Source organism: Ensifer sp. ENS02 (assembly GCF_014851885.1).
Taxonomy (GTDB): Bacteria; Pseudomonadota; Alphaproteobacteria; order Rhizobiales; family Rhizobiaceae; genus Ensifer; species Ensifer adhaerens.
Genome location: NZ_JACVAO010000001.1, coordinates 694,084 through 718,893 on the forward strand (window position 1 = coordinate 694,084; position 24,810 = coordinate 718,893).

The window sequence follows — 24,810 nt, forward strand, 5'->3', positions numbered from 1 at the left end:
ATTCCAGCCGGCTGCAAATCGGAATGAATTGTCCCATATAGGGCGGGACCTCAAGACTCTGCCCCTCCTTCCGGATCAGTTTTCATGGCGCCAATCGTTTCCGTTTCCAATCTGTCGAAGACTTATGCCTCCGGTTTCAAGGCGCTGAAGGGCGTCAGCCTCGATATCGAGGAAGGCGAGATCCTGGCGTTGCTCGGGCCGAACGGCGCCGGCAAGACGACGCTGATCTCGATCATCTGCGGTATCGTCAATCCGAGCGGCGGAACGGTGATGGTCGGGGGGCACGACGTTGTGCGCGATTTCCGCGAGACCCGCGCGATGATCGGGCTCGTGCCGCAGGAGCTGACCACCGACGCTTTCGAAACCGTCTGGAATACGGTCACCTTCTCCCGCGGGCTGCACGGCAAGAAGCCGAATCCCGCCCATATCGAAAAGGTGCTGAAGGACCTGTCGCTCTGGGACAAGAAGGACAACATGCTGCGCGAGCTTTCGGGCGGCATGAAGCGGCGCGTGCTGATCGCCAAGGCGCTGTCGCATGAGCCGCGGGTCCTCTTCCTCGACGAGCCGACGGCCGGCGTCGACGTCAACCTGCGCAAAAGCATGTGGGACGTGGTCGAGCGGCTGCGCGCCTCGGGCGTGACGATCATCCTGACGACACACTACATCGAAGAGGCGGAAGAAATCGCCGACCGCATCGGCGTCATCAACGGCGGCGAGATCCTGCTGGTCGAGGACAAGGCGGCGCTGATGTCGAAGCTCGGGCGCAAGCAGTTGCGCGTCGATCTCGCCCATCCGCTGGATGGCGTGCCTGACGTGCTCTCGGGTTACAACCTGACGCTCGAAGGCGACGGCCATTGTCTGATCTACGATTATGACACCAGCGCCGAGCGGACCGGGATTACCACCTTGCTCGCCGCCTTGGCCGAAGCCGGCATCAGGCTCAAGGACATTTCCACGCGACAGAGCTCGCTGGAAGACATTTTCGTCGAAATCGTGGGGGCAGGGCGATGAACATCGAAGCGATCAAGTCGATCTATTTCTTCGAGATGGCCCGCACCCGCCGCACACTTCTGCAGAGCGTGGTGTCGCCCGTTATCTCCACGTCGCTCTATTTCATCGTCTTCGGCGCGGCGATCGGCGGCCGCATCCAGGAGATCGACGGCGTTTCCTATGGCGCCTTCATCACGCCCGGCCTGATGATGCTGACGCTTCTGACCCAGTGCATCGGTAACGGGTCCTTCGGCATCTATTTCCCGAAATTCACCGGCACGATCTACGAGGTGCTTTCCTCGCCGGTCTCGATGGTCGAGATCGTGCTCGGCTATGTCGGCGCCGCGGCGACCAAGGGGATGATGATCGGCACGATCATTCTCCTGACGGCATCGCTCTTCGTCGACCTGACGATCGCTCATCCCTTCGTCATGGTCTTCTTCTTTGTGCTGACCGCGATTTCCTTCAGCCTGTTCGGCTTCATCATCGGCATCTGGGCCAAGGATTTCGAGCAACTGAACCTGATCCCCATGCTGGTGATCCCGCCGCTCGTCTTCCTCGGCGGCAGCTTCTATTCGGTGAAGATGCTGCCGCCCTTCTGGCAGGCCGTCAGCCATTTCAACCCGGTGCTGTACCTCATCAGCGGTTTCCGCTGGAGCTTCTTCGAGGTGTCGGACGTCAACCCGATCTTCAGCGCGGTGATCATCATTGCCTTCCTGACTGTCTGCATGTCGGTGCTCGCCTGGATCTTCCGCACCGGCTACCGCCTGCGTAACTGACTTCCGTCGGTCTGGTCAGGGTGCTAGCGCCGGCACGGCTCCACTGGCATAGGCGATGATCGTGCTGGCGACGGCCATCGCGAGCAGCGCCTGAAGAATCGTGACCACGACGTGGAGGAGCGACCGCACGGCGGAGAGCCCGAGGTCGGCCATGAACCAGCGCGTTTCGGCAACGATGTACCAGACGATCGAAGCGACCACGAAGGCGGCGCCGACAGTGGTGAAGGCGTTGTGCCCGGCCAAGAGCAATTGGCCACCGAGGCTGATGGCAAAAGCGAAGGGTGCCGTGACGTAGCACTGGCTGAAGAAGGGCGGACGCAGCGTCTCGCGTGTCAGCTTGGCACCCTTGTTGCGCAAGAGCTTCACGGCCATCAGCAGAGGCAGAATACTGAAGGCGACAGCCCGAAACATCAGCAGGTTGGAGTCGGAGGCAAGCAGCGACGTCGGCGCCCAGGGAACTGCGCGGCTGACGAGGCCGAGCTCCAGCCCATGCGCCAGGAGCAGCGTGATCAGCAGAAAAAGCGGCGGGCTCAGCGCATCCGAGTACTGCTCCGGCAGGTCGTCGCCGAGCTCGACGTCGGCATAGCGCATCATCGCCTGCGGGTGGCGCAGCGTGCGCCACAGGGTGAGCGGATAAAACAGCAGCCAGCAGACGAGCTCATAGAGCAGTTCCTCGATCGACTTCAGCAGTCGCATGAAATCCATGCCGTGCTCCCCTTGCTTCTATGCGTGACACGACCGCGCGCCGGGGCCGATGCCGGTCAGTCGCGCAGACGCAGCTCGTCGGTACGCATCTGCAGCATCTCCAGCGTCGACAGGAAGCTCATGCCGAGCAGGCTCTGATCGAGCTTGCCCTTGGCTGCGACCGTTGCGCCGATGTTGCGGCGGGTGATCGGGCCGATCGAGATCTCCTGAAGCATCACGGGGGCTGCCTGGGCCCGGCCATTGGCTGTCATGACCGTGACGATATAGTTGAGGTTGGCCGGGTCGAGGCCGATCTTTTCCGCATCTTCATAGGTGAGCGCGATGTTGCTGGCGCCGGTATCGACCAGCATGCTGATGTCCTTGCCGTCGACCGTCGCAGTGGTCTCGAAATGACCGTTCAGCATCTTCTGCAGCACCACTTCCTGCTGTCCCTCGCTGTCGGTGATGATGGTGGCGCGGCCGGGGATGAGGCCGGCGAGCAGGCGGTTGCCGAAGCCCTCCAACTCGAAGCGGTAGACATAGGCCGAGACCAGCGCCAGAACGACGAAGAGCCAGATGGCGATCTGACGCAGGCCTTCGCCGAAGCGGCGGCGGCTCTGCAGGATGCCGGCGCCGATCAGCGTGGCGATGGCGCCGAGCGAGACCAGTTGCCCGAACTGGTCATTGGCGAGCCCCATGGTGCGGCCGGTGTCGTGGTTGATGATCAGCAGGATAAGGCCGATGGCCAGGATCGAGAGCAGGATGGCAAGACGGGTCATGCTTCGCCGCGTTCCCTCGCCATGCGCGTGCGTCGGGTTTCGCGCCGCGGCTTGCGTTCGACGGTCTCAAGCCGCGCAGGCAACACGCTCATGATCGCGCGGCGTTCGGCATCGGTATAGAGCGTCCAGCGTCCGACTTCGTCGCGGGTACGGCCGCAGCCGAAACAGTAGCCGGTCTTGTCATCGATCGAACAGACGAGAATGCAGGGAGATTCCATGGGCGTGCTCAGTTTTCCCTTGATATATCGATGTTTCAAACCGTCAGCGCAAGGGCACCGAGCACGGCGATTTCGGTCAGTTGCTGCGTCGCCCCGATCGTGTCGCCCGTTTGTCCGCCGATCTTGCGCATCGCCAGCCGAGCGAAGCCCTTGACCGTGGCAAGGAATGCGACGAGCGCCGCGATGACGCCGAGCGCCGGGACCTGCGCGAGATAGAAGAGCAGCATTGCGACAAGAAGTCCGAAGGCAAGCGCGAAGCGCGTGGCCGCCGGTTCCGGCTCGCCAGCCGAGGCCGCGACGCCGCCGCTGCGCGCCGGCGGAAGCGACGACCAGTGCCAGACCATGGCGGCGCGGCTGAGGCACGCTGCGCCAAGGATCGCCATGGCGGCGCCCAGCGGCGAAAAGAGCGGCAGGATCGAGGCGAGCGCCGAGACGCGCAGGCCGAAGGAGAGGATGAGGACGACGGCCGCATAGGTGCCGATGCGGCTGTCCTTCATGATCGCGAGCGCCGCTTCGCGGTCGCGACCGCCGCCAAAGCCATCGGCCGTGTCGCCAAGCCCGTCTTCGTGCAGTGCGCCGGTGACAAGCGCCTGGATGGCGACGACGACAAAGGCGGCAAAGAGCGAGCTCACCTGCAGCGCCATGAGGGCCATGGCGACGGCCGCCGATGGCAGTGCGATCGCCAGGCCGGCTAGCGGGAAGGCGCGCACGGCACGGCTCAAGCGCCCGTCATAACCTTCGAAATGGCGCGCAGGCATCGGGATGCGGCTGAGAAAGCCGATCGACCGCGCCACATCGTCACAGAAATCGCCAACGAAGCCCATGGCTCCTCCAAGGTTGCGGCCATCGACCCGGCCGCTGCCAAACTCGCCGACTGCGGCGAGTCTCGCAAGCCGGGCGGGCGCACCCGCGAGGGCCGCGCACACTTTTCCCAGACCTTTCATAGGCCGTCTGCGACCGCTCGCGGATCGAGACGGCGACGCCGATTGGCGCAAATGTCGTTGCCCGAATTTTCGGCGCCCTCTATGAGGGGCGTAGATAGAGCTTCACGATGATGCAAGGATTCCTCCCATGAGTGCTAGCGGCCTGCCGTTTGATGATTTTCGCGAATTGTTGCGCAACCTGCCGGGCCCGGATGCGGCAGCCCTTGTTGCCGCGCGGGAGCGGGACGCCCAGCTGACGAAGCCGCCGGGCGCGCTCGGCCGCCTCGAGGAAATCGCCTTCTGGCTCGCCGCCTGGACGGGCAAGGCGCCGGTGGTCAACCGGCCGCTGGTGGCGATCTTTGCCGGCAACCACGGCGTCACCCGCCAGGGCGTGACCCCGTTCCCGTCATCCGTCACCGCACAGATGGTCGAGAATTTTGCCGCCGGTGGCGCTGCGATCAACCAGATCTGCGTCAGCCACGACCTCGGGCTGAAGGTCTTCGACCTCGCACTCGAATACCCGACCGGTGATATCACCGAGGAAGCCGCGCTGTCCGAGCGCGATTGCGCCGCGACCATGGCCTTTGGCATGGAGGCGATTGCCGGCGGCACGGATCTTCTGTGCATCGGCGAAATGGGCATCGGCAACACCACGATCGCGGCCGCGATCAATCTCGGCCTTTATGGTGGCACGGCCGAAGAATGGGTCGGTCCGGGTACCGGCTCCGAAGGCGAGGTGCTGAAGCGCAAGATCGCCGCGGTCGAAAAGGCCGTGGCGCTGCATCGCGATCACCTGTCCGATCCGCTCGAACTGATGCGTCGCCTCGGCGGTCGTGAGATCGCGGCCATGGCTGGCGCCATCCTGGCCGCCCGCGTCCAGAAGGTACCTGTCATCATTGACGGCTACGTGGCGACCGCTGCGGCTTCGATCCTGAAGGCGGCCAACCCGTCGGCCCTCGACCATTGCCTGATCGGCCATGTTTCGGGCGAACCGGGGCATCTGCGCGCGATCGAGAAGCTCGGCAAGACGCCGCTGCTGGCACTCGGCATGCGGCTTGGCGAAGGCACGGGCGCGGCCCTTGCCGCCGGTATCGTCAAGGCAGCGGCCGCTTGCCACAGCGGCATGGCGACCTTTGCCCAGGCCGGCGTCAGCAACAAGGAATAGTGAAGTTCCGGCCGGGCTTTGCAGGAAGGCCGGCCGGTTTCTGTCCAAGGCCTGTCACGGGCGCGAAGCTGTCGCGTGCCGGGCCTTGATGGATGCGTCCTTCTCGCCTATCCAAAGCGCAAATGCGCGCCCTAGCTATAGTCTTGGGTGCCCGCAACCGAGACCGCCTTGCATTCGCCTTAATCACGATGTCGAAGCAAGCACAGTTTCAAGCCCTGTCGAGACGAAATGGACGCCAAGAACACCACGCACCGCATTGGACAGACGGGTCCTGTCGAGAAGCAGACCGGCATTCGGCATCTCTTTGCCGCTGCGAGCTATTCGCTCGGCGGCGCCAAGCGGCTGATCGGCGAGGCTGCCTTTCGCCACGAGCTGATCGCCTTTGCCGCCGCGATGATCGCTTTCATCATCGTCGGCGCAACCTTCTTCCAATATGTGGCGATGGCGATCCTGTTCCTGCTGATGATGGCCTTCGAGGCGATCAACACGGCAATCGAGGAAATTGTCGATCGCGTTTCTCCCGAAATCTCGGAAATGGGTAAGAACGCCAAGGATCTCGGCTCCTTCGCCTGCCTCTGCCTGATTGTCGCCAACGGTGTCTATGCCGCCTATGTCGTGATCTTCGACGGCTTCATGAACTGACCGGCTAACGGGCCGGCGCCTTCACCCGATAAAGCACATGCGGACGCAGCGGGTTGCCCCCGGGTACCGTGACGTCGTCGAAATCATCGGCCGGATCCGAGCGCATGCCCAATCTTTCCATCAGCGCCCGCGAAGGCTGGTTGATGCGCGAGGTATAGCCGATAACCTCGGCAAGGCCGAGTGTGCGCCATGCATGGTCCAGGCAGGCGCTCGCCGCTTCCAGCGCGTATCCTTGCCGCCAGTACGGGCGGGCAAGGATCCAGCCGATTTCGACCTGCGGTCCGCCGGGGATTTCGTCTCCAGCCTCAGAAAGGCCGAGACCGCCGATCAGCGCGCCATCGGATTTGCGTTCAACGGCGAGGAAGCCGAAGCCGCGGTCGGCGAGATGGCGGGCGCAGTCGGCAATCATCGTTGCCGTTTCGTCGCGCGTCAGAATGGCCGGATAATAGTAGCGCCGGACTTCAGGATCGGCATTGGCAAGCGCGAAAGGCGCGATATCGCGTTCTTCCCAGGGCCGAAGCCTGAGGCGCTGCGTTTCGATGTGCATGGATCAGGCGAAGCTCTTGCGGCGGCGAACCGGGGCTGCGACATCCTCGATCGCCGGCAGGCTTTCGAGCACGCGGCGCGCCGGCAGGATGGCGATCGCCTCTGTACCTTCGCGCAGCTTCGAGCGCAGGATGAATTCGCCATTGTGCTTGGCGAGGATGGCCTGGACGATCGGCAGGCCGAGACCCGTGCCCTGTTCGGCGCTCTTGATGGCAATCGAGCCCTGGCCGAAGGCCGAGAGCACGATCGGGATTTCTTCCTCGGGAATGCCGGGGCCGTTGTCCTTGATCGAGAGATACTGGCCGCCGCCCGCGGTCCAACCGACCTTGAAGGTGACTTCGCCGCCGGTATTGGTGAACTTCACGGCATTCGACAGCAGATTGAGAATGACCTGGCGCATCGACTTTTCGTCGATCCAGACCGAGGGCATGCCGTGTTCGAACTGCTGGTGGATGGTGATGTTCTTGGCGCGCGCCTTCAGTTGCACCATGCCGATGCAATCCTCGGCGATATCGACCAGGCTGACCGAATCCTCGTTGAGGTCGTAGCGGCCGGCCTCGATGCGCGACAGGTCGAGGATCTCGTTGATGAGGTTCAGCAGGTGCTCGCCAGAGCGGTGGATGTCGTTGGTGTATTCCTTGTAGGTCGGGTTGCTGAGCGGGCCCAGAACCTCTGTCGACATCACCTCGGAGAAGCCGAGAATGGCGTTCAGCGGCGTGCGCAGCTCGTGCGACATGGATGCGAGGAAGCGCGACTTGGCGAGGTTTGCTTCTTCGGCACGCCGGCGGGCTTCGTCGGACATCGACTTTGCAACTTCAAGTTCCGCGATCAGGTCGTCCTTTTCCGATTGAACGGAGAGGATGTGCACGCTTGCGCGGTTCATGCGGTCCGTCATCAGCACCAGAAAGAGCAGCGACAGCGAGATGACGCCGGTGAGCCCCATATAGATCACGTCGCCGGTCGTGAGCGACGCAAAGGCGAGGGCTGCCACGACCGGGGCGAAAGTGTAAAGGAGCGCATTGCGCAGCAGGAACGTGCCCATAGCGGTCGCAGCAAGCGCGACCAGCAGCACCGTGCCCTCGAAGAAGCCGAAGCGCACGTTGCCGCAGCTCGCGCAATCCTGTGCGACGAAGGTCGCCCAGCAGAGGCCCATCAGCACCTGGCCGAGCAGGAAGCGGCGGCGCCAGACCGGAACCTTCTCGGCGCTGATGTCTTCCCGGCGTGCCTTGCGCGCAAAGAAGAGCGTGACGGCATGGGCCGAGAGCGTCATGACCGCCCAGAGGACGAAACCGAGATTGCCGGAGAGATAGATGCCGACCGCCGCAATCAGCGTAACAAGCACCGGAATGGCGATCGCGCCATGCAGAGCACTGTCGATGTAGAGATTGAGCATCTCGCGCTCGAAGCCCGAGGGCACCGACGAGCCTGTCTGCAGCCGCTCGCGCGTCGCGCGGACCGTCCTCGAAACGGCCTTGTTTCGATGGCTACGCGATTTGTCGACGATAATCTTATCGGTCGATGTGCTGGCAGCGATACTCATGCTCATATGCGACGGTTGCGATTGCGTTGCAGTCTAGTGAGCAATCCTTAAGAAGTTGCTGCGGTGCGTGAAGGATTCGACAACCATTGTGGCGCAGCCGTGTTCAGGTCGTGATGGATCGCGCTGCATGTGAGGTTCCTTCTCTAATCTTTTGGAATCGACCATGTTTATGACGCGCTGGTCTGCGAGGCAGTCCCGCGGCAATCGAGGTTAGGGTAGGCGTGAAATTCGGACGGACGACATATCGGTTTCCCAAGGGCCGCGGCAGGTCCCGCGGTCATGCGCCGTCCGGCGGACGTGGCGGCATGGCCGGCGGATGGATCATTCTCATCCTCTTGGTGATCGGCGCGTTTGTCGCCGACAGGCTGCCCGTCGGAGAGCGATCTGCGACCGGTTCGGCACGGGGCGCGGCGATCGCGAGCGACGGCGACAGCCTGCGGATCGACGGTAAACGCGTCCGCATCGAGGGCATCGACGCGCCGGAGCTCGACCAGACCTGCAGGCGCGACGGCGTCGCCTGGGACTGCGGCCGCGAGGCGCGCGACAGATTGCGGGCGCTCGTCTCGGCGGGTGATGTGCGCTGTCGGTTTCACGGCCGGGACAAATACGGCCGCGAGCTCGGCGTTTGCGATGCTGCCCACCGCGATGTCGGGCGCGAGATGGTGCTTTCGGGCTATGCGGTGAGCTACGGGCGCTATGAGGCTGAGGAGGCAAGGGCAGAACGGGAGCAGCGCGGGCTCTGGGCCGGCGAATTCGTGAAACCGCAGGAGTGGCGCCGGACGAACGGTCATCCCGACGAGGGGCCGCACCTCATCGATGGCTGGCTTGCGGCGATCCGCAGCTGGCTGCTCGAACGCCTGACCGCACTTTTTTCCGGTATCGCCGATGCCTGACGACCGCATTGCTCAACTCGATCGGTTGCGGGCGGAAATTTCGGCCTGTCGCATCTGTCGCGACAGCCCGCTGCGCGGCGAGGCCGACCGGCTGCCGCACGAGCCGCGGCCTGTGGCGGTGATCTCCACTGCGGCGCGCATCCTGATCGCCGGGCAGGCGCCCGGACTGCGCGTGCATGACAGCGGTCTGCCGTTCAACGATGCGTCCGGCGATCGGCTGCGGCAATGGCTGGCTGTCGATCGCGAGAGCTTCTACGATCCGGAGAAATTCGCGATCGTGCCGATGGGTTTTTGCTTTCCGGGCTATGACGCCCATGGCAGCGACTTGCCTCCGCGGCGCGAATGCGCGCCGCTTTGGCGCCACCGGGTGATGGAGCAGATGCCGCAGGTGGAGCTGGTGCTGGCGATCGGCCACTATGCGCAACGCTGGCATATCGGCCCGGACTGTCCGAAATCGATGACCGAGACGGTGAAGAACTGGCGGCGCTACGCGATGCGCAACGCCGTGCCGGCGATCCTGCCGTTGCCGCATCCGAGCTGGCGCAACACCGGCTGGCTGAAGCGAAATCCCTGGTTCGAAGCGGACGTGCTGCCCTTCTTGCGCGAACGTGTTTTCGTTCTCACGAACTGAAACAATTTTCTTTATCTTCATCAATTTCGCGCTATAGAGGGAAAAATAATTCGAGAGGGACTTTTATGGATCGCCTAGACCGCAAAATCCTGCGCCTGCTGCAGGAGGATTCCACGCTGGCCGTTGCCGACCTCGCCAAGAAGGTCGGGCTTTCGACCACGCCGTGCTGGCGGCGTATCCAGAAGATGGAAGAGGACGGCGTCATCCGCCGCCGCGTCGCGCTGCTCGATCCGGTGAAGATCAACACCAAGGTCACGGTCTTCGTGTCGATCCGTACGAACTCCCATTCGATGGAGTGGTTGCGCCGCTTCTCCGAGGTCGTGTCCGAATTTCCGGAAGTCGTCGAGTTCTACCGCATGAGTGGCGACGTGGACTATCTGCTGCGTGTCGTCGTGCCTGACATCGCGGCCTATGACGCCTTCTACAAGCGCATGATCGCCAAGATCGAGATCCGCGACGTTTCCTCCGTCTTCGCCATGGAGCAGATCAAGTATACGACCGAGCTGCCGCTCGACTACATGATGATCGACCAGGCGAAATCCAGCGAGGACTGACCTCAGCTAGCAGACTCAGGGGAGGCCAAGCCTTGCCAGAATCTTGTCGTTCGACAGTTCGCGAACCGCGTCCTTGCCCGTCCAGCGGGCGGCGCGGTTCGAGCTTTCCGCCAGTCGCTTCGCAAGCGCAAGGGCCGGGCCGTGGCAGGCGGCGTTGCGCTTGCCGATCTGCCGGAGCGCCCAGTTGACCGCTTTCTTCACGAAGTTGCGCTCGTCGCCGGAATGCTGCTCGATCAACGGCAGCCAGGCGAGAAGCGCTGCGTCCGGTTCTTTCTTCAGGTGAACTGCAGCCGTCGCGATCATCGCAAAGGCGATGCGGCGGACGAATTCCCGTTCGTCGGCTGAAAATTCCGGGATCAGTTCGCGCTCGAAGCGCGCGGCAATAAAAAGGTCGGCGACGGTATCGACCACTTCCCAGGAATTGCAATCTTCCGCCCAACGGCGCGCCTCGTCGAGCGTCAGTACTTTCGGATCGGCGGTGAAGGCGGCCAGGATGCGCGCCTCGCGAATGCCGGTTTGCCAGAGCGCCAGCGCCCGGCGGTGATCGGTCTTCACCAGCCGGGTGATCTTGTGAAGCTCGACGTTGGAAAGCCCGATGGCGGCGTCGGTGACGATACCGAAACGCGCCATGCCGGCGAGATTGTCTTCAGAGCCGAGAGACCGCAGGTGAGCGATGATCTCGCCCGCGGTCGAGGACGGGCTAAGGCTCACTTTTCGAGGCGGGCGAGCAGCGAGGACGTATCCCAACGGTTGCCGCCCATTTCCTGCACATCGCCGTAGAACTGGTCGACCAGCGCGGTCACCGGCAGCTTGGCGCCGTTGCGGCGGGCTTCGGCGAGCACGATGTCGAGGTCCTTGCGCATCCAGTCGACGGCGAAGCCGAAGTCGTACTTGCCGGCATTCATCGTCTTGTGACGGTTTTCCATCTGCCAGGAGCCGGCTGCCCCCTTGGAGATGACGTCGACGACCTTCTCGATGTCGAGACCCGCCTTCTTGCCGAAGTGGATGCCTTCGGCGAGCCCCTGGACGAGGCCGGCAATGCAGATCTGGTTGATCATCTTGGTGATCTGGCCGGCACCGGCCGGACCCATCAGGCCGACCATGCGGGCAAAGGCTTCGATGACCGGCTTGGCGCGATCGAAGGCGGCTTCGTCGCCGCCGCACATCACCGTCAGAACGCCGTTTTCGGCGCCTGCCTGGCCGCCGGAAACCGGGGCATCGACGAAGTGGGCATTGCGGGCCTTGGCCGCTTCGTAGAGTTCGCGGGCGACCTCAGCGGAGGCTGTGGTGTTGTCGATGAAGATGGCGTCGGCCTTCAGCTTTTCGAAGGCGCCGTCCTTGGCCGTCGTTACAGAGCGCAGGTCGTCGTCGTTGCCGACGCAGCAGAAGACGAAATCGGCGCCATCGGCGGCCTCTGCCGGGGTACGCGCCGCGCGACCACCGAACTCGGCCGCCCACTTTTCGGCCTTGGCGAAGGTGCGGTTATAGACCGCCAGCTCGTGCCCGCCGCGGACCTTGAGGTGGCCGGCCATGGGGTAGCCCATGACGCCGAGACCAATGAATGCAACCTTTGCCATTTTCCGAATACTCCCATTGCTTTCGCCTTGGTGTAGCCGATGGCGCGGGTGCGGAAAAGAGAGAAGGGAGCATCGTGCGATGCTCCCTTCTCATGATGCTGTCATGGCCCGATCAGGGCTTGAAGCGCGCGACCACCAGATGTCCGGCGATCGGCTCACCTTCTTCCAGGCGCACCGTGATGTCGCCGACTTCGACGATCTCGAAGCCGGTGGCGGCGAGACGGTCGCGCAGGTAGCTCTCGGCATGGGCAAAGCGCTGGTGCGGGCCGACCATGAAATTGCGGCCGGCGAAGGTCTCTGCGGGCAGGGTTTCGCTGGAGAAGATCAGCAGGCCGCCCGGGACGAGGTTGTCGACCGCGCCGAAAAACAGCGCTTCGAGCGCGCCCATATAGGGAAGCACGTCGGTGGCGACGATCAGGTCGAAGGGCTCGTCGTCGTTGTCGTCGAGAAAGTCGACCGCCTCTGCAACGTAAAGCGTCTCGTAGAGGTCTTTTTCGTGGGCGATCTCGACCATGTTCTCGGAGAGGTCGACGCCGGTGATGTCTTCGGCCATGTCGCGGAGCGCGCCGCCGGTCAGACCCGTGCCACAGCCGAGATCCAGCACGCGGTCGAAGGGCCCGAGTTCAAGCGCCTGCAGGCGTTGGCGGACGAGGAGCGGCACGCAGTAGCCGAGCTGGTCGACGAGCACGTTGTCGAAGACTTCGGCATGCTGGTCGAAGAGCGTGGCGACATAGGCATCGGGCGCCTTCACCGGCGTTTCGCCGCGTCCCATCGAAGCCAGTCGCACGGCAGCGCCGCCGTGGTCTTCCGGATCGAGCGCCAGCACTTCGGCATAGGCTTGCGCCGCGGCATCGAACTTGCCGGACTTTTCCAGGGAGAGGGCGCGGTTATAGGCCTCGGCCAGCGCTTCCTCGTCGATTTTCGTGCTTTTCTGGGTCATGGGCGCTTCTTACGTCCGCAGCCGGTTTTTGGCAATCGCCGTCGGCGAAAGGTTTGCGGGCGTGGATCTGGCGTTTTGGCGGTCAGTGGCAGGATTTCCTTGGCCTTCCGGACGAAAAACGTCGCGATGCGGCGCCATCGGGATTTATCGACGACAGGAAAGGAGTCATCATCGCAAGCATAAGAAAAGACGGGAGGAATGCCGATGTCCGCCGAGCTTGGGCCGCTGATCTTGAGCGCCGAAACGAAGGAGCCGAAAGGCCCGCCCTTGCCGCAGACGTCGCAGGAGCAGATCAACGCGGTGGTGCACTATTATCGCGGCGAAATGGGGCGCATGGCCGGCTGGCGCGACCGCATCGACCGGACCTCCAACTGGGCAATCACCGTCGTTGCGGCGCTGCTCTCGGTCTCGCTGTCGACACCGTCGTCGCATCATGGCGTGCTGCTCTTCGCCATGCTGCTGATTACGCTCTTGCTCCTGATCGAAGCCCGGCGCTATCGCTTCTTCGACGTCTATCGCGCCCGGGTACGGCAATTGGAGCGCGGCTACTTCGCCCAGATCCTGGCGCCCGATGGCACGCCGAACCTCAATTGGGCGGCGTCGATCGCCAAGAGCCTGCGCAAGCCCGCTTTCCTGATGAGCTACCGCGAGGCGCTTTGCCGCCGGCTGCAGCGCAATTACTGCTGGATGTACCTGATCCTGCTGCTCGCGTGGGCGCTGAAGATTTCCTCGCCGAAGATCTCCACCAATGGCGAGCCCTTCGGCCACGTGCGCTCCTGGATGGACGTCGCCCAGAATGCGGCCCTCGGTCCCTTGCCCGGCTGGCCGGTGATTGTTGGTGTCATCGTGTTTTACGGGCTGGTGCTCTACGGCTCGCTGCACAAGGAGCCGCGCGAAGGCGAACTCGCGCATGGGGAGGTGCATGTCTGAGGGCGCCGGGCGTCACGCCTCGCCGATCCAGGGTTCCTGGTGACAGAGAGCGGTCGCCGTCGGCGGCTCTCAGTGCAGAATGAGCTCGCCCTTCAGTGCGCGCCATTCGGTGGCCGAGATCAGCTTGCGGTGCACGTAGCGCACCGAATGCAGCGGCCCGTCCAGTTTCTCTTCCCAGAATTTCAGGAAGCTGCGCATTTCGGGGAAGTCCGGCGCAATGTCGTAGTGCTGCCAGATATAGGTTTGCAGGAAGGCCGGATGGTCGGGCAGGTGGTAGAGGATCTGCGCCGTCGTCAGTCCGTAGCCCTTGAGCTGAAGTTCCATCTCGTTCGTCATGTGGACCTCACTTCTCGCAAAGGTTGGTCCCTATGATGAAACGCCTGATTTGTTAATCAAGGGCTAATATTTGTCCCGAAGTGAAACTTTCTCGTGAAATAACAAAAGCTTGGCAGCCTCTCTTAGGGAGTGCTGCCAAGCTTTGTTCGAAACCGACGTAGAAAGCCTATCGCTTCAGATGGCGGGTCAGCCGCGCTTCCAGCAGGCTCCAGATGTTGCGCAGGATCTCGACCATGATGAGGTAGAGAATGGCTGCCCAGATATACATCTGGAAGTCGAAGGTACGCGAGAAGGCATAGCGGGTTTCGCCCATGAGATCGAAGACGGTGACGATCGCGACGATCGCCGAGCCCTTGATCATCAGGATGATCTCGTTGCCGTAGGGGCGCAGCGCCACGATCATTGCCTGCGGCAGGATGATCTTCCAGAAGGCGACGCGCTGGGGAAGGCCAAGCGCGTCAGCGCCTTCGCGCTGGCCGCGCGGCACGCTCTCGATCGCGCCGCGCAGGATTTCCGCCTGGTAGGCCGCAGTATTGAGCGTGAAAGCGAAGATCGCGCAGTTCCACGCGTCGCGGAAGAACCACCACAGGCCGACCGCTTCCAGCTGCGGGCGAAAGCTGCCGAGGCCGTAGTAGATGAGGAAGAGCTGTGCCAGCAGCGGCGTGCCGCGGAAGAAGTAGACGTATCCGTAGGCGAACCACGACAGGACCTTGTTCTTCGACATGCGGGCAAAGGCGATCGGCAGCGACAGGATGGCGCCCATGACGATCGAAAGGCCGACCAGCATCAACGTGACGCCGAGGCCGTTGATGAAGCGCGGGCCGTATTTGGCAAACTTGTCCGGATCCCAGCCGCCGACCACGGTCAGGAAGATACCGACGCCGAGTGCCAGCCAGATGCCGAGCGCAACGCTGCCGACGAAGCGGGTGAGCGTGTAGGGCTTCGGCGGAACCGGCGGCGGCGCCTGCGGCGGGATCATCGTTGCAACGACACTCATCGGCCCATCTCCGCACGTTTGGTTCGCCGTTCAATGTAGGAGAAGACGATCGAGGAAATCATCGCGAGGATCAGGAAGAGCACGCAGGCAACACCGTAGAATTCGAAGGCCTGCTTGGTCACGCGGGCGGCAATGCCGGTCTGGCGCAGGATGTCGGTCAGGCCGACGACCGAGACGAGGGCGGTGTCCTTGAGCAGCGCCATCCAGAGATTGCCGAGACCGGGCAGGGCGATGCGCACGAGCTGCGGCAGGATGATGAGGCGCATGGTGCGGCCGCGATGCAAGCCAAGGGCGTCACCGGCTTCGTATTGTCCATGCGGGATGGCCTTGAAAGCCGACAGCAGCACCTCCGAGCAATAGGCGGAGAAGACGACGCCGAGTGCGATCATGCCGGCGAAGAAGGCATTGATCTCGACCGGACCGTCGTAGCCGAGCGATGCCAGCAGTTGTTGAACGAGGATCTGCAAGCCGTAATAGACGATGAAGAGCGTCAGCAGTTCGGGCAGGCCGCGGAAGATCGTCGTGTAAATGTTCGACGCGAGCCGAACCGTGCGCTCTTCGGACTGCTTGCCCAGCGCGATGAAGAAGCCGATCAACAGGCCGACGGGCAGCGTTGCGATGGCAAGGCTCGCGGTAATGACGAAGCCGTGGGCGATATCGTCGCCCCATCCGGTGTCACCGCAGGCGAGAAGCGTGCCAGGTGCGAGCCAGGTAAAGACCCCGACCGGGCCGCAGAATGGATCGACGATCGATCCGATCCAGGAGAGGATGGAATAGAAGCCGGCAAACAACCCGCTCATGTCAGAGATTTCCCCTTTTGCGCTGTTTTTATGCGTATCGATCGCGCTTTGTTTTAGGCACTTGTCAAACAAAAACGGCGGAAGGGCAAGCCATCCGCCGTTGCAATTTTCGCATCAACCGACGTTTTTCCGGCATGATTCACTATGGATTCGCACCGGAAACCGTCAATCAGCTGCCATAAACGTCGAATGGGAAGTACTTTTCGTTGATTTCCTTGTACTTGCCGTTGGCGCGGATCGCCTCGATCGCCTTGTTGAACTTCTCGCGCAGCGCATCGTCGCCCTTGCGGACCGCGATACCGGCGCCGTCGCCGTTGATAACGGGGTCGATCGGCAGGGTGCCGAGCAGCTTGCAGCAGGCGCCGTCAGCGGTCTTCAGCCATTCCGAGAGCACGACGACGTCGTCGATGACTGCGTCGATACGGCCGTTGGCGATGTCGAGCTTGTACTCATCAGCCGTCGGATAGAGCTTGATTTCGGCACCCTTCATATGCGCTTCGGCATAGTTGGAATGGGTGGTCGAGCCTTGCGCGCCGAGCGCCTTGCCCTGAAGGGCGGCTGCGGTTGCCTCGGTGATCGGCGAATCCTTCGGCACGACGATTGCCGGCGGGGTGTTGTAGTACTTGTTGGTGAAGTCGACCTTTTCCTTGCGCTCGGCGGTGATCGACATGGACGCGATGATGGCGTCGAACTTCTTGGCGATGAGCGCCGGAATGATGCCGTCCCAGTCCTGCGTCACGAAAGTGCACTCGGCCTTCATTTCCACGCACAGCGCCTTGGCGATGTCGATGTCGAAGCCCGTCAGCGTGCCGTCCGCTTCCAGGTTGTTGAAGGGCGGGTAAGCGCCTTCCGTGCCGATCACGACCTTTTCGCCGTCGGCCATGGCCGAGCCTGCCATGAGCACGAAAACGGCAGCCGATGCGGCGGCTGCCAGCCGCTTGGAAATACGCATGATAGTCCTCTCTGTTGGTCGACATCCGGCATTGTTGTTTTTCGCGGATGCCAATTTCAGCCGGGGCGTCTGCCGCCGGTTGTGGCGATATTCGTACTCTTTTCCACTAAAAATCAACAGGAAAGCGAAGGCGCTCAACGGGAATCAAGTTTCGACCGATGATTGTGGTTTTCCGCGCGGGAGAAACATGAACGGGGCGTTCAGCGGCGGTTAATCTTGCCTCCGCTAGCCCTTGTCAAGGAACCGGTTCGCGGTTTGGGCGTTGCATTGGACCGCGCGTCTCGCGGCCAACACAAAAAAGCCGAAACCTTGGGTCAAGGCCCCGTAAGTATTCGTGTTCGCATTCTCTTCTTCAGCGTGTCACAGGTTGACGAGAGGATGCGGGCCAGGACCTCCCAGGAAGAGGAAGGAAGACAAAATGTCGATTCGATCCAAGCTGTTCGCGACCGTCGCGCTGCCGGTGCTGTCGGTGTCCGTGGCGGTTCCGCCCGCGGTGGCCGACAGCCTGATGAAGCCATTCGAGGTTGCACAGGAGGGCGGTGGCCAATCCGACGAGGAACTGCTGCTGCAGAAGCAGCGCCAGGCGGAAGAAGAAGCCGCGCGCCAGGCTGCCGAACAGCAGCGCGCCGCTGAAGAAGAAGCTGCACGCCAAGCTGCCGAGCAGCAGCGTGCTGCTGAGGAAGAGGCTGCCCGTCAGGCCGCCGAGCAGCAGCGTGCCGCTGAAGAAGAGGCAGCGCGCCAGGCCGCCGAGCAGCAGAAGGCCGCTGAGGAAGAAGCTGCGCGCCAGGCTGCCGAGCAGCAGAAGGCTGCTGAAGAAGAAGCCGCACGCCAAGCTGCCGAACAGCAGAAGGCTGCTGAAGAAGAAGCCGCACGTCAGGCTGCCGAGCAGCAGAAGGCTGCTGAGGAAGAGGCTGCCCGCAAGGCTGCTGAAGAGCAGAAGGCGGCCGAAGAGCAGAAGGCTGCAGAGGAACAGAAGGCCGCCGACGAGCAGAAGGCCGCTGACGAACAGAAGGCTGCCGAAGAGCAGAAGGCCGCTGAAGAGCAGAAGGCCGCCGACGAGCAGAAGGCCGCTGAAGAGCAGAAGGCCGCCGACGAGCAGAAGGCCGCTGAAGAGCAGAAGGCCGCTGACGAACAGAAGGCTGCTGACGAACAGAAGGCCGCTGACGAGCAGAAGGCTGCTGACGAGCAGAAGGCTGCCGAAGAGCCGAAGGCTGGTGGCGAAACCGCTCCCGCCGTCGAGCCGCAGCCGCAGACTGGCGAGGGCCAGCCTGTGCCTGGCGCGGAACAACCGCAGACCGGCGAAGGCCAGCCGGTGCCTGGTGCAGAACAGCCGCAGACGGGCGAGGGACAGCCGGTGCCTGGTGCCGAACAGCCACAGACGGGCGAGGGACAGCCGGTCCCGGGTACCGAGCAGCCGCAGACCGGCGAAGGTCAGCCCGAGCCCGGCACGGAGCAGCCGGTAACGGCCGAGCAGCCACAGGTGCAGCAGCCGGCTCCGGAAGTGGTCGACACCCGCACGGAAGAAGAGAAGGTGAAGATCGCCGATGATCCGGCCGCGACCGACGAAACCGTCGTGCTGCCGGTCGAAAACGGTGCTGCCGTGCTCGACAGCGACAAGGACGCCGACAATGCCGGCGGCAACCAGGCGCGCGAAGAGCGCCAGAAGCTGCGTGAGGAACTGCGCGCCAAGGAAGAGGACGCCCCTCCGCCGGCCGACGATGCCGCAGCGCAGGCTGCGATTGCTGCCGAGATGCCGGCCGACCTACCGCAGAAGATCGAAGCGAACCTCAACGAAAAGGGGACGCGCGTCGATGAGGCTCCGGTCTTCGTGGTTCCGGAGACGACCAACATCGTCAACAACACTGTTATCAACAACACGGTGATCAACAACAACACGACGGTCAACAACATCACCAACAACATCACCGAGGTAAAGATCGTCGAGCAGGTCGACAACCGGGTGATCCTCGGTGTCGGCGACCAGATCTTCGTGCGTGGCGACGACCGTCCGCGCCTGCGTTACGATGCGGAAGAGACTTACTACGATCAGCTTCCGCGCGGTCGTACCCGCGAAACCATCGTGCGTCCGGGCGGCTACCGGATCGTCACCGTCTACAACCGTTACGGCGACATCCTGCAGCGCTCGCGTGTCGACCGCGACGGCAACGAATACCTGATGATCTATGCGCCCGAGCGTGACGAGGGTCCGCGTCCGGCGATCATCGACGTCGGCTACGAACTGCCGCCGATGCGCCTGCGCATCCCGGTTCGTGACTACATCGCCGACGTTTCCGACGATCCGGATCGCGACTACTACGAGTTCCTGGCCGAGCCGCCGGTCGAGCGTGTCGAGCGCGTCTACACCATGGACGAAGTCCGCCACTCCGCCCGCCTGCGTGACAAGGTGCGCCGCGTCGACCTCGACACGATCACCTTCCCGACGGGCAGCGCCGAAGTGTCGATGTCGCAGGCCAAGACCATGCGCAAGGTCGCAGCCGCGATGGAGAAGATCCTCGCCAAGGATCCGGGTGAAACCTTCTTCATCGAGGGCCACACCGATGCCGTCGGCTCGGACCGCTCAAACCTGGTGCTCTCCGACAAGCGCGCCGAATCGGTTGCCTCGCTGCTGACCGAGGTCTACGGCATTCCGCCGGAAAACCTGGCGACCCAGGGCTATGGCGAGCGCTTCCTGAAGGTTCGCACCCAGGACGCCGAACAGCAGAACCGTCGCGTCACCATTCGCCGTGTGACCCCGCTGGTTCGCCCGGTCGCACAGCGCTAACAGGGCTTCGCGCAGCGCTAACAAGGCGCGCGCGGCGCCAAAATGTTTGGCGCTGCGCGGATCAAGCTTCGGGCAGGACTGCCCGAATAAGACTAGGAAACCCGCCTCGTAAAAGGCGGGTTTCCGTCGTTTGACATTCCTTCCCAGATTTATCTTCCTCGGATTGCCATGAAAACCTTCGTTCTCGCGCTCGTTGCCGCCACCACGCTCGCCCATTCGGCCATCGCCGCGCCCGGGCTCGTCGAGCCGGATCTGCGTCTGCCCGCCAATCCCGAGGGAAAGGGCGGAGCGCCGCGGGTGGCGCTGACGCTTGATGCCTGCAGCGGCGCCACCGACATGCGCATCCTCGGCACACTGATCGAAAACCGCATCCCCGCGACGATCTTCGTCACCGCGCGCTGGCTGAAGCGCAACGGCCTCGTCGTCGAAGTGATGAAGGCGCATCCGGATCTATTCGAGATCGAGGACCACGGCGCCATGCACGTGCCGCCGATCGACGTGAAGATTTCCGTCTATGGCATCGCGGCAGCCGGCTCCGAGGCGGCAGTCGCCGCCGAAGTCGATGGCGGTGCTGTCGCAATCAAGGCGCATGGCCTGCCGGCGCCGAAGTGGTTTCGCGGCGCGACGGCCAAATACACCCATTCGTCGATGAGCCAGATCCGCGCCATGGGCTACCGCATCGCCGGCTACTCGGTGAACGGTGATGGTGGCTCGGTGCTGGGTGCGGCGATGGCGGAGAAGCGCATTCGCGCCGCCAAGGACGGCGACGTCATCATCGCCCATATCAACCAACCGACCCATTCCGCCGGCGCCGGCGTTGCCCGCGGCATCCTCGACCTCAAGGCGAAGGGCTACAGCTTCGTGCGACTGAACGACACTCCGGACGAAATGACCGTCGGCGCGACGAACTGACCGCCAGCAACGGCTGATACCGGAAAATATCCGCACGCCGAGGCCGTTGGCGTAAGCCGCAAGTGTGGGCCGTGAATGCGGCGCGCCCTCCGCGGCGGTTCATGTCTCGTCGGCCACGAGGCCGCTGCTCGACGCAAAGTAGCGGCCCGTCGAAATCCGTTTTCCGTTGCCGGTTCCTCCCCGTAGGCTTCTGTCCCTATGCGACCGGTTCTGGAGGGGTGGGATGAAACGTGTCGTCGTCGGGCTCGTTATCGCACTGCTCGTGCAGGCTTCCTTGCCTACGCGTGCCTATGGCGCAGGCACGGCTCTGCCACCATTCGAGCAGGTGCTGGACCGCGCCGAGGCCGGTGACGTTGAGGCCGAGGTCGATCTCGGCATGCGCTACCAGACTGGCGAAGGTGTTGCCCACGATCTCATGAAAGCCATCGGCTGGTACGGGAGGGCTGCAGCGAAGGGCAACGCGAAAGCCCAGTTCCTGCTCGGCTCGATCTACTTCAACGGTGCCGAAGGTGTGAAGCAGAACTATGTCGAGGCGCTTCGCTGGTTTCGGCTTTCAGCCGATCAGAAGACGCCGGCCGCCCAGTACAATATCGGCGTTCACTACGAACAGGGATTGGGTGTCGCCAAGGATGACGCGCAGGCCATCGCCTACTACCGGCTGGCAGCGGAGCAGGGCTATGCCGCGGCCCAATACAATCTCGGCTACATGCTTCAGGAGGGGCGCGGAACGGCGCGCGATCCGGCCGCGGCCTTCGAATGGTATCGGAAGGCTGCGGACCAGGGGCTGGTTGCGGCCATGCACAATCTTGCCGTCGCCTATTTGCGGGGCAACGGTACGCTGAGGAATGACGCGGAGGCCTATCGCTGGGAGTCGCGCGCCGCGATCGGCGGGGAACCCCGCGCCCAGTACAATCTCGGCGTTATGTATGAGAGAGGCACCGGTGTCGAACGCAGCGTTCCCGAGGCGCTCAACTGGTATGTGCGAGCAGCCGAGCAGGGAAACATCGAAGGGCAGGTGAATGCCGGCAGGCTCTATTTCAACAGCGAGGCGGGGCGGGTCGATACCAAGGAGGGTGATCGCTGGCTGCGGCTTGCTGCGAATGCCGGAAACGGGCAGGCACAAAATCTCCTCTGCACGATCTACGTGCGCGCCTTCGGCGTCGGGCGCGACGATCGGGAGGCGGTGAAGTGGTGCCGGATGGCGGCGGACCGGGGCATGGTCTCGGCGCAGGTGGATCTGGCAATCTTCTACATGCTGGGTCGCGGTGTCGAGAAGGACGAGGCTCAGGCATTCGAGCTGTTCCTGAAGGCGGCAGAACAGGGAAACCCGCAAGCGCAGATGAATGTCGGCGCCATGTACCTGACGGGTGCCGGCGTCGATGAAAACTACGCCGAGGCGCACCGCTGGTTCCTGATGCTTGCCGATCGCGGAGATCCCAAAGGGCAATTCAACCTGGCGGTCATGTATGCGAATGGCCAAGGTATCGAGAAGAACGCGAAGGAGGCGGCGCGGCTCTACAAGCTTTCGGCTGACCAGGGTTATGCCTTGGCGCAGTTCAATCTCGCCATCGCCTATCTCAATGGCATCGGCGTGGAGATTGACGCTCCGGCTGCCGTCAGGTGGTTCCGCAAGGCGGCGGAGCAAGGAAATGCGGACGCCCAATTCTTTCTCGGTATCGCCTATGCGAGAGGCGATGGGGTGGAGCAGGATCTTTCAGCCGCGGCCGAGTGGTATGCCAAGGCGGCCGCGCAAGGGATGCAGAAAGCGCAGGAGTTGCTGGCGAAGCTGCCTGAAGAGTATCGCCGTGCCTCACAGCGTTGAGCCTGCAGCGCCTTCGCGCATTTCAGACGCCTTTGCGCTGTAGCCCTGTGACCTTCTCGACGAAATCGGCAATTGCCGCCGTGTCGTCGAGCTCGAACACTGGCAGATCGGAGCCTTCTACCGGATGATCGGCAGCGATTGCGCAGATGTGGGGGTCGGTGGGCGCCAGCGGCTCGCGGTTCGCTGACTCCAGACGACGAGCCTCGACCTTCGGGATCGGTTCGCGCTTGTAGCCTTCGATGAGGACGAGATCGCAAGGCGCGAGCCGCGCCAGGATCTCCTTGAAGCTTGGCTCCGGGGCGCCGCGCAATTCGTGCATGATGGCAAATCGCGTGCCGGAGACGATCGTCACCTCATGGGCGCCGGCCTCGCGGTGACGGTAGCTGTCGGCCCCGACCTTGTCGATATCGAAGTCGTGGTGGGCGTGCTTGACGGTGGAGACGATGTAGCCGCGCCGCGTTAGCTCGGTGACGAGCCGTACCATCAGGCCGGTCTTGCCCGAATTCTTCCAGCCGGCGATGCCGAAGATCTTCATGGCGCTCATGTTTTGTCATCCTCGAAGAAACGCAACCATTGCTCCGCGTCGGTCAGATCCTCGGGCGTGTTGACGTTGAAGAACGTATCGAATGCGCCTTCTGCCGTCGCGATAAGCGGAAAATCGACCGTTACCGAAGGGTGGCGTTCGATGAAGGCGCGGACGCGGCGCTTCGGGTCACTTGTCAGAAAGGTCTCAAGCTCGTCCGCAAGGGCGACCGGCCAGAGCCCGAACAACGGATGCATCTGCCCGTTGGATGCCGCAACGGCAATCTGCTGGTGCTCTGTCAGGCCGGCAATCATTCGGGTGACGAGATCATCCGGAAAGAACGGCGTATCGGTCGGAACAACGACGACGTGGCTTGCTGCCGGATTGGTCGCCGCGACATGGCGCATGGCTGTCAGCACGCCGGCAAGCGGGCCGAAAAAACCGGGGACTGTGTCGGCGATGACGAGCACGCCTCTGTCGATGGCGCCGGCCGGATCGACGTTGAGGTTGACGGCGACGCTCGTCACCTGAGGCCGGAGCCGGACGACGATGCGCGTCAACATCGTCTGGCCGCCCAGCTGAAGGCCGAACTTCGGGCTGCCCATACGGCGCGACAATCCGCCGCCAAGCACGACGGCGGGCAGGGGTGCGCTGATCAGGGGCGAGGGACGGCTTCCGGGCATTGTCGGCTCCTATTCCAGTGGGCCGGTCAGCGAGCGCTGGGCGACGGCTTTGCGACCGCGCAGCGTCTCGCGATAGAAGGTGTAGAGACCCGAACCGATGATGATCGCGACGCCGACCAGCATCCAGTGATCCGGCACCTCGGCAAAGAAGAAGATGCCGATCGCAATCGACCAGATCAGGCTGGTGTAGCGGAAGGGGGCGATCACCGAAATGTCGCCGGCCCGCATCGCCAGCACGATCGTCTGGTAGCCGAGCATCAGCAGAACGCTTGCCGCAGCGATATGGCTGATGGTCGTCGTCGACATCGGCTGCCAGCCGCCCATCGGCTGGATGAGCAAGGCGCCGACGAGGGTGGTGACGAGCGAAGTCGATACGGTGATGTAGAGCGCCGGCACGTCGTGGCCGATGCGGCGGGTACAGAGGTCGCGGGTGGCGGTGACGAAGACGCACCCAACCACGGTCAGCGCCGCCGGCGTGAAGCCCTCGGGGCCCGGCCGGAGCACGATCAGCACGCCGATGAAGCCGGCGATGATCGCGGTCCAGCGGCGCCAGCCGACCGGTTCGCCGAGGAAGAGCGCGGCGCCGAGCGTGACGGCCAGGGGAAGCGCCTGCATGATTGCCGAGGCGTTGGCGAGCGGGATCTGGCCGAGGGCCGAGATATAGGTGACCGAGGCCAGCGCCTCCATGGCGATGCGCAAGAGGATCACCGGCCGCATCAGCGTTCCGATCGGCCGGAAGGCGCGAAAATGCCAGGCCGCGAGCACGACCATCAGCGTCGTCAGCAAACCGCGCACGAAGATGATCTGCCCCACATTCATTGCGCCGGTGACGGATTTGACGAGCGCGTCGTTGCACGAGAACGTGACCATCGCCAGGCACATGAAAAGAATGCCGCGGAAATTGGTGGAGGCTTGCATGCTGGCTGTCCTGCGACGCCGGGCAAGCGGCCTGCGCTGCCGGCGGATGGGGAGGCGAATCCGTGAATGGATCGCCTAATGTTTAAGCATTGGCTGCCGGGTTGTGCAAACGGGATCGCATGCCGCTCCGACTTTTCTTGTCCGACAAGTAGAAGGATTGCCTTCGAGGGAGAACCATTGCCGGAAAGACTGTCGCATGCCGGTAAAGCCGGTGTGCTCGAACATAAGCTTATTCGCGGAATCTTAAGTTTCGCTGCCTATCGTCGCGGCAATTCCGCATCCATTCGCATGACG

The 24,810-nt window shown here is 63.1% G+C and carries 27 protein-coding genes; 11 read left to right on the forward strand and 16 right to left on the reverse strand.

What is annotated here, in order from left to right:
• The first annotated feature begins 84 nt into the window (after window positions 1-84).
• Complete coding sequence (locus tag IB262_RS03535) at window positions 85-1,011, forward strand: ABC transporter ATP-binding protein (RefSeq protein ID WP_034795212.1); 927 nt, start codon at window positions 85-87, stop codon at window positions 1,009-1,011.
• Complete coding sequence (locus tag IB262_RS03540; protein WP_034795209.1) at window positions 1,008-1,769, forward strand: ABC transporter permease; 762 nt, start codon at window positions 1,008-1,010, stop codon at window positions 1,767-1,769. Before IB262_RS03535 ends, IB262_RS03540 begins: the two co-directional genes overlap by 4 nt.
• A gap of 15 nt (window positions 1,770-1,784) precedes the next feature.
• Here the strand turns inward: IB262_RS03540 and IB262_RS03545 are convergent, their stop codons facing one another.
• From IB262_RS03545 to IB262_RS03560, 4 genes are read right to left on the reverse strand one after another with little or no spacing between them, the layout of a single operon-like run.
• Window positions 1,785-2,474, reverse strand: a complete 690-nt coding sequence (locus IB262_RS03545; protein WP_060584982.1) for a hypothetical protein — start codon at window positions 2,472-2,474, stop codon at window positions 1,785-1,787.
• Window positions 2,475-2,530: 56 nt separating this feature from the next.
• Complete coding sequence (locus IB262_RS03550; RefSeq protein ID WP_112976788.1) at window positions 2,531-3,232, reverse strand: TIGR02281 family clan AA aspartic protease; 702 nt, start codon at window positions 3,230-3,232, stop codon at window positions 2,531-2,533.
• Window positions 3,229-3,450, reverse strand: a complete 222-nt coding sequence (locus IB262_RS03555; RefSeq protein WP_089044154.1) for a DUF1289 domain-containing protein — start codon at window positions 3,448-3,450, stop codon at window positions 3,229-3,231. The genes IB262_RS03550 and IB262_RS03555 overlap by 4 nt, the downstream gene beginning before the upstream one ends.
• Window positions 3,451-3,485: 35 nt before the next feature.
• A complete protein-coding gene (locus IB262_RS03560) occupies window positions 3,486-4,274 on the reverse strand; it encodes an adenosylcobinamide-GDP ribazoletransferase (protein WP_112976801.1) in 789 nt (262 codons plus the stop codon).
• A gap of 247 nt (window positions 4,275-4,521) precedes the next feature.
• On the opposite strand from IB262_RS03560, the gene cobT reads away from it, so the two are divergent.
• Together cobT and IB262_RS03570 are read left to right on the forward strand one after the other, a co-directional pair.
• On the forward strand, window positions 4,522-5,538 hold the full coding sequence (cobT, locus tag IB262_RS03565) for a nicotinate-nucleotide--dimethylbenzimidazole phosphoribosyltransferase (protein ID WP_034795180.1): 1,017 nt from the start codon (window positions 4,522-4,524) through the stop codon (window positions 5,536-5,538).
• A 228-nt stretch (window positions 5,539-5,766) separates the two neighbouring features.
• The gene (locus IB262_RS03570) at window positions 5,767-6,180 is read left to right on the forward strand and encodes a diacylglycerol kinase (RefSeq protein WP_034795175.1); all 414 of its coding nucleotides are present in this window, start codon (window positions 5,767-5,769) and stop codon (window positions 6,178-6,180) included.
• A 4-nt stretch (window positions 6,181-6,184) separates the two neighbouring features.
• On the opposite strand, the gene IB262_RS03575 is transcribed toward IB262_RS03570, so the two are convergent.
• The gene (locus tag IB262_RS03575) at window positions 6,185-6,727 is read right to left on the reverse strand and encodes a GNAT family N-acetyltransferase (RefSeq protein WP_112976787.1); all 543 of its coding nucleotides are present in this window, start codon (window positions 6,725-6,727) and stop codon (window positions 6,185-6,187) included.
• A gap of 3 nt (window positions 6,728-6,730) precedes the next feature.
• A complete protein-coding gene (locus tag IB262_RS03580; RefSeq protein WP_090294420.1) occupies window positions 6,731-8,266 on the reverse strand; it encodes a HAMP domain-containing sensor histidine kinase in 1,536 nt (511 codons plus the stop codon).
• 305 nt (window positions 8,267-8,571) lie between these two features.
• Here IB262_RS03580 and IB262_RS03585 point away from each other — a divergent pair, with 305 nt between their 5' ends.
• The 3 genes from IB262_RS03585 to IB262_RS03595 all read left to right on the forward strand — a co-directional run bounded on the left by IB262_RS03585 (window position 8,572) and on the right by IB262_RS03595 (window position 10,344).
• The gene (locus IB262_RS03585; RefSeq protein WP_112976786.1) at window positions 8,572-9,159 is read left to right on the forward strand and encodes a thermonuclease family protein; all 588 of its coding nucleotides are present in this window, start codon (window positions 8,572-8,574) and stop codon (window positions 9,157-9,159) included.
• The gene (locus IB262_RS03590) at window positions 9,152-9,790 is read left to right on the forward strand and encodes a uracil-DNA glycosylase family protein (RefSeq protein ID WP_089044151.1); all 639 of its coding nucleotides are present in this window, start codon (window positions 9,152-9,154) and stop codon (window positions 9,788-9,790) included. The genes IB262_RS03585 and IB262_RS03590 overlap by 8 nt, the downstream gene beginning before the upstream one ends.
• 65 nt (window positions 9,791-9,855) lie before the next feature.
• On the forward strand, window positions 9,856-10,344 hold the full coding sequence (locus IB262_RS03595) for an Lrp/AsnC family transcriptional regulator (RefSeq protein ID WP_034795162.1): 489 nt from the start codon (window positions 9,856-9,858) through the stop codon (window positions 10,342-10,344).
• Window positions 10,345-10,359: 15 nt separating this feature from the next.
• Here IB262_RS03595 and IB262_RS03600 read toward each other — a convergent pair whose 3' ends face one another.
• The 3 genes from IB262_RS03600 to IB262_RS03610 all read right to left on the reverse strand — a co-directional run bounded on the left by IB262_RS03600 (window position 10,360) and on the right by IB262_RS03610 (window position 12,861).
• Window positions 10,360-11,055, reverse strand: coding sequence for a DNA alkylation repair protein (locus tag IB262_RS03600; RefSeq protein WP_162728852.1), 696 nt, complete (start codon window positions 11,053-11,055; stop codon window positions 10,360-10,362).
• Window positions 11,052-11,921: an NAD(P)-dependent oxidoreductase gene (locus tag IB262_RS03605; RefSeq protein ID WP_112976785.1), complete on the reverse strand. Its 870-nt coding sequence runs from the start codon at window positions 11,919-11,921 to the stop codon at window positions 11,052-11,054. The genes IB262_RS03600 and IB262_RS03605 overlap by 4 nt, the downstream gene beginning before the upstream one ends.
• Window positions 11,922-12,033: 112 nt before the next feature.
• Window positions 12,034-12,861 carry a class I SAM-dependent methyltransferase gene (locus IB262_RS03610; protein WP_034795154.1) on the reverse strand — a complete coding sequence of 276 codons (828 nt, stop codon included), beginning with the start codon at window positions 12,859-12,861 and terminating at the stop codon, window positions 12,034-12,036.
• 204 nt (window positions 12,862-13,065) lie between these two features.
• Between IB262_RS03610 and IB262_RS03615 the strand changes: the two genes are divergently transcribed.
• Window positions 13,066-13,791: a DUF2270 domain-containing protein gene (locus IB262_RS03615; protein ID WP_034795151.1), complete on the forward strand. Its 726-nt coding sequence runs from the start codon at window positions 13,066-13,068 to the stop codon at window positions 13,789-13,791.
• A 69-nt stretch (window positions 13,792-13,860) separates the two neighbouring features.
• Here IB262_RS03615 and IB262_RS03620 read toward each other — a convergent pair whose 3' ends face one another.
• The 4 genes from IB262_RS03620 to IB262_RS03635 form a co-directional block, all read right to left on the reverse strand.
• Window positions 13,861-14,127 carry an usg protein gene (locus IB262_RS03620; protein ID WP_034795148.1) on the reverse strand — a complete coding sequence of 89 codons (267 nt, stop codon included), beginning with the start codon at window positions 14,125-14,127 and terminating at the stop codon, window positions 13,861-13,863.
• A 166-nt stretch (window positions 14,128-14,293) separates the two neighbouring features.
• The gene (locus IB262_RS03625) at window positions 14,294-15,124 is read right to left on the reverse strand and encodes an ABC transporter permease (protein WP_060520672.1); all 831 of its coding nucleotides are present in this window, start codon (window positions 15,122-15,124) and stop codon (window positions 14,294-14,296) included.
• Window positions 15,121-15,924: an ABC transporter permease gene (locus tag IB262_RS03630; protein WP_034795142.1), complete on the reverse strand. Its 804-nt coding sequence runs from the start codon at window positions 15,922-15,924 to the stop codon at window positions 15,121-15,123. The genes IB262_RS03625 and IB262_RS03630 overlap by 4 nt, the downstream gene beginning before the upstream one ends.
• Before the next feature lie 169 nt (window positions 15,925-16,093).
• Window positions 16,094-16,876 (reverse strand): ABC transporter substrate-binding protein, encoded by a 783-nt coding sequence (locus IB262_RS03635; protein WP_034795139.1) that lies wholly within the window; start codon window positions 16,874-16,876, stop codon window positions 16,094-16,096.
• Between the two features lie 418 nt (window positions 16,877-17,294).
• Here IB262_RS03635 and IB262_RS03640 point away from each other — a divergent pair, with 418 nt between their 5' ends.
• From IB262_RS03640 to IB262_RS03650, 3 genes are all read left to right on the forward strand, one after another.
• Window positions 17,295-19,658 (forward strand): OmpA family protein, encoded by a 2,364-nt coding sequence (locus IB262_RS03640; protein WP_192493390.1) that lies wholly within the window; start codon window positions 17,295-17,297, stop codon window positions 19,656-19,658.
• Between the two features lie 168 nt (window positions 19,659-19,826).
• Window positions 19,827-20,570 carry a polysaccharide deacetylase family protein gene (locus tag IB262_RS03645; protein WP_192493391.1) on the forward strand — a complete coding sequence of 248 codons (744 nt, stop codon included), beginning with the start codon at window positions 19,827-19,829 and terminating at the stop codon, window positions 20,568-20,570.
• A gap of 223 nt (window positions 20,571-20,793) precedes the next feature.
• On the forward strand, window positions 20,794-22,392 hold the full coding sequence (locus tag IB262_RS03650; protein WP_112976782.1) for a tetratricopeptide repeat protein: 1,599 nt from the start codon (window positions 20,794-20,796) through the stop codon (window positions 22,390-22,392).
• 22 nt (window positions 22,393-22,414) lie between these two features.
• Here IB262_RS03650 and mobB read toward each other — a convergent pair whose 3' ends face one another.
• Genes mobB through IB262_RS03665 form a run of 3 tightly spaced genes read right to left on the reverse strand, consistent with a single transcriptional unit; the run spans window position 22,415 to window position 24,516 of the window.
• Window positions 22,415-22,936 carry a molybdopterin-guanine dinucleotide biosynthesis protein B gene (gene mobB, locus IB262_RS03655; protein ID WP_034795131.1) on the reverse strand — a complete coding sequence of 174 codons (522 nt, stop codon included), beginning with the start codon at window positions 22,934-22,936 and terminating at the stop codon, window positions 22,415-22,417.
• Window positions 22,933-23,598 (reverse strand): molybdenum cofactor guanylyltransferase MobA, encoded by a 666-nt coding sequence (gene mobA, locus IB262_RS03660; RefSeq protein WP_112976781.1) that lies wholly within the window; start codon window positions 23,596-23,598, stop codon window positions 22,933-22,935. The genes mobB and mobA overlap by 4 nt, the downstream gene beginning before the upstream one ends.
• A gap of 9 nt (window positions 23,599-23,607) precedes the next feature.
• Window positions 23,608-24,516, reverse strand: coding sequence for a DMT family transporter (locus IB262_RS03665; RefSeq protein ID WP_060528791.1), 909 nt, complete (start codon window positions 24,514-24,516; stop codon window positions 23,608-23,610).
• Window positions 24,517-24,810 lie beyond the last annotated feature (294 nt).